Source organism: Sphingobacterium sp. UBA7253, from assembly GCF_002472745.1.
Taxonomy (GTDB): Bacteria; Bacteroidota; Bacteroidia; order Sphingobacteriales; family Sphingobacteriaceae; genus Sphingobacterium; species Sphingobacterium siyangense.
Genome location: NZ_DKSP01000168.1, coordinates 9381 through 14205, shown reverse-complemented (window position 1 = coordinate 14205; position 4825 = coordinate 9381). Strand labels below are relative to the sequence as shown.

The 4825-nt window shown below is 40.2% G+C and carries 5 protein-coding genes and 1 pseudogene; 5 read left to right on the top strand and 1 reads right to left on the bottom strand.

Annotated features, from left to right (window positions below; all coding sequences use genetic code 11):
- The coding region (ychF, locus tag B2X72_RS17140; RefSeq protein ID WP_286850846.1) for a redox-regulated ATPase YchF at positions 1-918 on the bottom strand (918 nt) is incomplete at its 3' end.
- Between the two features lie 68 nt (positions 919-986).
- Between ychF and B2X72_RS17135 the strand changes: the two genes are divergently transcribed.
- The 5 genes and pseudogenes from B2X72_RS17135 to B2X72_RS17115 all read left to right on the top strand — a co-directional run.
- The gene (locus tag B2X72_RS17135; RefSeq protein WP_145329131.1) at positions 987-1322 is read left to right on the top strand and encodes a Rieske (2Fe-2S) protein; all 336 of its coding nucleotides are present in this window, start codon (positions 987-989) and stop codon (positions 1320-1322) included.
- Between the two features lie 89 nt (positions 1323-1411).
- Positions 1412-2416, top strand: a complete 1005-nt coding sequence (locus B2X72_RS17130) for an NAD(P)H-dependent glycerol-3-phosphate dehydrogenase (protein WP_286850844.1) — start codon at positions 1412-1414, stop codon at positions 2414-2416.
- 19 nt (positions 2417-2435) lie between these two features.
- Entirely contained in the window at positions 2436-3332 is an 897-nt protein-coding gene (gene hemF, locus B2X72_RS17125; protein ID WP_145329128.1) for an oxygen-dependent coproporphyrinogen oxidase, read from the top strand.
- A gap of 21 nt (positions 3333-3353) precedes the next feature.
- Entirely contained in the window at positions 3354-4613 is a 1260-nt protein-coding gene (locus tag B2X72_RS17120) for a M16 family metallopeptidase (protein ID WP_088161435.1), read from the top strand.
- Positions 4603-4825 (top strand): annotated as a pseudogene (locus B2X72_RS17115) (insulinase family protein); the annotation flags it as partial. The gene B2X72_RS17120 and the pseudogene B2X72_RS17115, both read left to right, overlap by 11 nt.

The following is a 4825-nucleotide window of genomic DNA, read 5'->3' as shown; positions in this document are numbered from 1 at the left end:
CTGAGGTGCTGTAAATCCATTCTCAATCGTCCAAGCGCGGACTTCTTGTACACCAGCGGTAAAATAAGTTGCTAGATTTAAAAGTGAATATGCCGCGCGGATCAGTTTATGAACGCCAGATTCTTCAAGCCCAAGGTCATCTAAGAACATTTTGCGTTCTTCGTAGCTTTCCAGTTGTGCAATTTCGGATTCGATCTGAGCAGAAATAATCAATACTTCGGCTTTTTCGTCCTTTACGGCTTCCTTAACACGTTCTACATAAGCGTTTCCTGTGTTGACGGAGCCTTCATCTACATTACACACATAAAGTACAGGTTTAGCGGTCAATAATGCTAAATCCTGAATAAACTCAAAATCTTCAGCTTCAATCGCTGCAGTCCGTGCAGATTTGCCAGCCTCAAGATGATCTTTAACGATTGACAGGATGTCAAATGTTCTTTTTGCGTCTTTGTCACCGCCTGTTTTAGCCATTTTTTCAACCTTTTGGATACGTTTTACAACGGTATCCAAATCCTTAAGCTGTAATTCGGTGTCAATGATTTCTTTATCTCTGATCGGGTCTACCGAACCATCAACGTGGATCACGTTTCCGTCGTCAAAACATCTTAAAACGTGAATAATAGCATTGGTTGTACGAATATTTCCTAAGAATTGGTTGCCTAAGCCTTCACCTTTTGAAGCTCCTTTTACAAGACCTGCGATGTCGACGATCTCGATTGTATTTGGAACAACGCGTTGTGGGTTGACTAATTCAGCTAATTTATTGAGACGGGCATCCGGTACGGTAATTACCCCAACATTTGGTTCAATTGTACAAAATGGAAAGTTAGCCGCTTGCGCTTTCGCGTTCGACAAACAGTTAAATAATGTTGATTTACCGACGTTTGGTAAACCTACGATACCGCATTGTAAAGCCATATATAGTGCAAATTTTTGAAATTGCACAAAGATAGAAAATTCACTGTAATTTTTAGCTATCTTGTCGAATGGTTCATTGGTACAAAATTGAACATGCCGAATTTCTGAAAAATCAGGGCATCAGCGAACATAAATTCGGTGGGAAAATTATTTGCATAACCTGGTTTGAAGATCAACTCTATGCGTTCTCCCGAAAATGCCCACATGCTGGAGCACCACTGAAAAATGGCTGGTGTGAACGTGGAAAAGTAATCTGTCCTTTTCACCGCCATGAATTTGATTTAATTTCAGGAAGAGGTAATCCAGAGCAGCATGATTTTATTACTATTTACCCCATAAAATTCGAAGATAAAGACTATTATGTTGGTTTGGAAATAGGCTTTTGGCAACGTTTATTTGCTTAAGAAAGTAACGAAAGTATCATATCTCACCGCATGAATCGTATATCTAATGAGTAAATAAGTATATTTGCTATCGAAAACAAATTAAAGACATGCAGGGGAAAAAGATTGGTATAATTGGTAGCGGAAGTTGGGCTACCGCTATGATCAAGATGCTATGTGAAAATGACCAAGAAAAGCATATTTTTTGGTGGGTAAGAAAGGAAGAAGATGCAGAATATATTCAAAAATTCAAACACAATCCGACTTACCTGAGCAGTGTTTCGGTTGATCTTAGTATTACGACGATTGATACCGATGCAAAAAATGTAATTACGAATTCGGACATTGTCATTTTAAATACGCCTGCGGCTTATTTGAAGGATGCTCTGGCAAATGTTACGAAGGAAGATTTTAGAAATAAAATTGTCGTTTCGGCCATTAAGGGGATTATTCCCAAAGATAATTTGATTATCGGTGAGTTTTTGGAGCAACGATATGAGGTAGATATTGAACAGATCTGTGTGGTTGGTGGCCCATGTCATGCGGAGGAAGTTGCTTTAGGCAAATTGTCTTATTTAACTTTCGGCTGTAAAAACCTAGATAGTGCAGCATTGGTTGCTTCCTTTTTATCGTCAAGGGTCATTAAGACGATTCTTTCGGAAGATGTCCTAGGGATAGAATTTGGTGCAGTATTGAAAAATATATATGCTTTGGCGGGAGGTATCTGCCATGGCTTAGGTTATGGTGATAATTTTCAAGCGGTGTTGGTATCCAATGCAATTCGCGAAATGCGTCGTTTTGTAGGTAAAGTGGACGGTGATACTTCCAGGGATGTGAATACTTCGGCTTACTTAGGGGATCTTTTGGTGACAGCCTATTCCCAATTCAGCCGAAATAGAACCTTTGGAAATATGATTGGAAAGGGGTACAGTGTACAATCTGCTCAATTGGAAATGAATATGGTGGCTGAAGGGTATTACGCTTCGGCATGTATTCAGGAATATGCAAAAAAATATGCAGTGGAATTACCTATATGCGATGCCGTGCACCAAATTTTGTATGAACACCTTCCTGCATCTAAAATTATTCAAGCATTAAGCGAAAAATTAACATAATAAAGTAGCAATAGAGTAGATGATAACAAAAGAAGCGATTGCTTTAGCTTATAAAGAAATTCAGGACGAAATATGTCAGGCGTTGGAGAAATTAGATGGATCGGCGCGCTTTGAAGAAGAATTGTGGGAACGTGAAGGTGGTGGCGGAGGTCGTACCAGGATCATTCAGAATGGTCAAATTTTGGAAAAGGGAGGTGTTAACTTTTCGTCTGTCTATGGCAAATTACCCGAAGCGATTAAAAAATCATTTGCTGTAGAGGAAGATGATTTCTTTGCGACAGGAGTATCCATCGTCATTCATCCAAATAATCCCTTAGTCCCTATTATACACATGAATATCCGCTATTTTGAGCTAAACGATCAGATTCGTTGGTTTGGTGGTGGAATCGATTTAACGCCGCATTATGTCGACGAAGAGGATGCCAGCTATTTTCATCAGCAGCTGAAAGATGTATGTGATCGACATGATGCAACATTCTATGAAAAATTTAAAAATTGGGCGGATGATTATTTTTATATCAGACACCGTCAGGAAACACGGGGAATAGGAGGTGTATTTTACGATAAGTTGAATACTGAAAAAACGGGGATGAGCATGGAAGATATTTTTGCTTTTTCGTGTGATCTTGGCCGTACGTTTGCACCAACCTACACCGCTTTGGTCGAGAAAAATCGACATAAAGCCTTTACTGATCAACAAAAAAATTGGCAATTAATCCGCCGCGGACGCTACGTCGAATTTAACTTGGTATGGGACTCCGGGACTAAATTTGGACTTGAAACGAATGGTCGAATTGAGTCGATCCTGATGAGTCTACCTGCCCAGGCCAATTGGGTGTACGATTATCGTCCTGAAGAAGGCTCAGAAGAAGCCAAAACCTTAGCTTTACTACGAAAAGGTATAAACTGGATTTAAAAAACATCGAAGAAAAATCAGATGGTTTCTTATCAAAAATTTACGTTAGAAAACGGCCTGCGTGTATTGGTACACGAGGATCATAATACGGCCATGGCTTGTGTCAATATCTTGTATGATGTGGGCGCAAGGGATGAGTCTCCGGAACAGACCGGATTTGCACACTTATTTGAACACCTGATGTTTGGTGGTAGTATCAATATTCCGAACTTCGATACCGAATTGCAAAAAGTAGGTGGTGAAAATAATGCATTCACAAGCAACGACATCACAAATTACTACATTACCTTGCCTTCTTCAAATCTCGAAACAGCATTATGGCTTGAGTCCGACCGGATGTTAAGTCTGGCTTTTTCAGCACAGAGCCTTGAGGTGCAACGAAATGTTGTGAGTGAAGAGTTCAAACAGCGTTATTTGAATCAACCTTATGGCGATGCATGGTTAAAATTGCGGCCATTAGCTTATCAGGTACATCCTTATCGCTGGGCGACTATCGGAAAAGAGTTAAGCCATATTGAAGAGGCTACCATGGAAGATGTAAAAGCTTTCTTCAAATTACATTATAATCCACAGAGTGCAATTATGGTTGTTTCGGGAGATGTACATTTTGAAGAAGTAAAGGCTTTGACCCAAAAGTGGTTTGGCGATATTGAGGCTGGCGAAAAATACAATCGTCAATTGCCTAAAGAGCCGGCGCAAGAGGAGATAAGGCGTGAGACTACTTGGGCAGAAGTGCCTTTAGATGCACTTTACATGGCATTTCATGGCCCCGCAAGATTGGAAGAAGGGTATTTCGCAATGGATCTTTTATCGGATATTTTATCAAGAGGATCTTCCTCACGTTTGTATCGTCGATTGGTAAAAGAGGGGCAGTTATTTAGTGAAATAAACGCCTATGTAATGGGAAGTATCGACAATAACCTCTTTGTCATTGAAGGAAAACCATCGGAAGGTATCTCGTTAGAAGAAGCTGAACGTGCAGTCTGGGCCGAATTGGAGGTCATAAAATCCGAGTTGGTACCTGCAGCTGAATTGGAAAAAGTAAAGAATAAGATCGAATCGACAAATGTGTTCGCGGAACTATCTATTTTGGATAAAGCCATGAACTTGGCTTTCCATGAGTTATTGGGTGATGCAGATGGCATTAACACGGAGGTCTCAAAATATTTGTCGGTGAGTGCTGAGGAAGTTCAACAGCAAGCTCAGGCTATTTTTAGACCGGAGAATGCTTCTATATTAATGTATAAATCAAAAGAAGAGGAGGCTGTACATGTTGGATAGAACCAAAGCACCTGAGTTCCGTGAAATTGGAAATATAAGTTTGAAAGAGCCAATCAAGAAGCAGTTTGCAAACGGATTGCCTGTCTATGTTTTCCAGTCGCCCGAGCAAGAGCTTGTGCGAATAGAATGGATCTTTGAGAATACCTATCTTGACGGGCAGATTGAAAACCCGTTGTTAAATAGTGCTTTAAGCGCCTTACTTAAAGAGGGAA

What these genes read in the sequence shown, in the direction of transcription:
- B2X72_RS17135 (WP_145329131.1), top strand. Translation starts at nt 987, where the DNA reads ATGGTTCATTGGTACAAAATTGAACATGCCGAATTTCTGAAAAATCAG.
- B2X72_RS17130 (WP_286850844.1), top strand. Translation starts at nt 1,412, where the DNA reads ATGCAGGGGAAAAAGATTGGTATAATTGGTAGCGGAAGTTGGGCTACC.
- hemF (WP_145329128.1), top strand. Translation starts at nt 2,436, where the DNA reads ATGATAACAAAAGAAGCGATTGCTTTAGCTTATAAAGAAATTCAGGAC.
- B2X72_RS17120 (WP_088161435.1), top strand. Translation starts at nt 3,354, where the DNA reads ATGGTTTCTTATCAAAAATTTACGTTAGAAAACGGCCTGCGTGTATTG.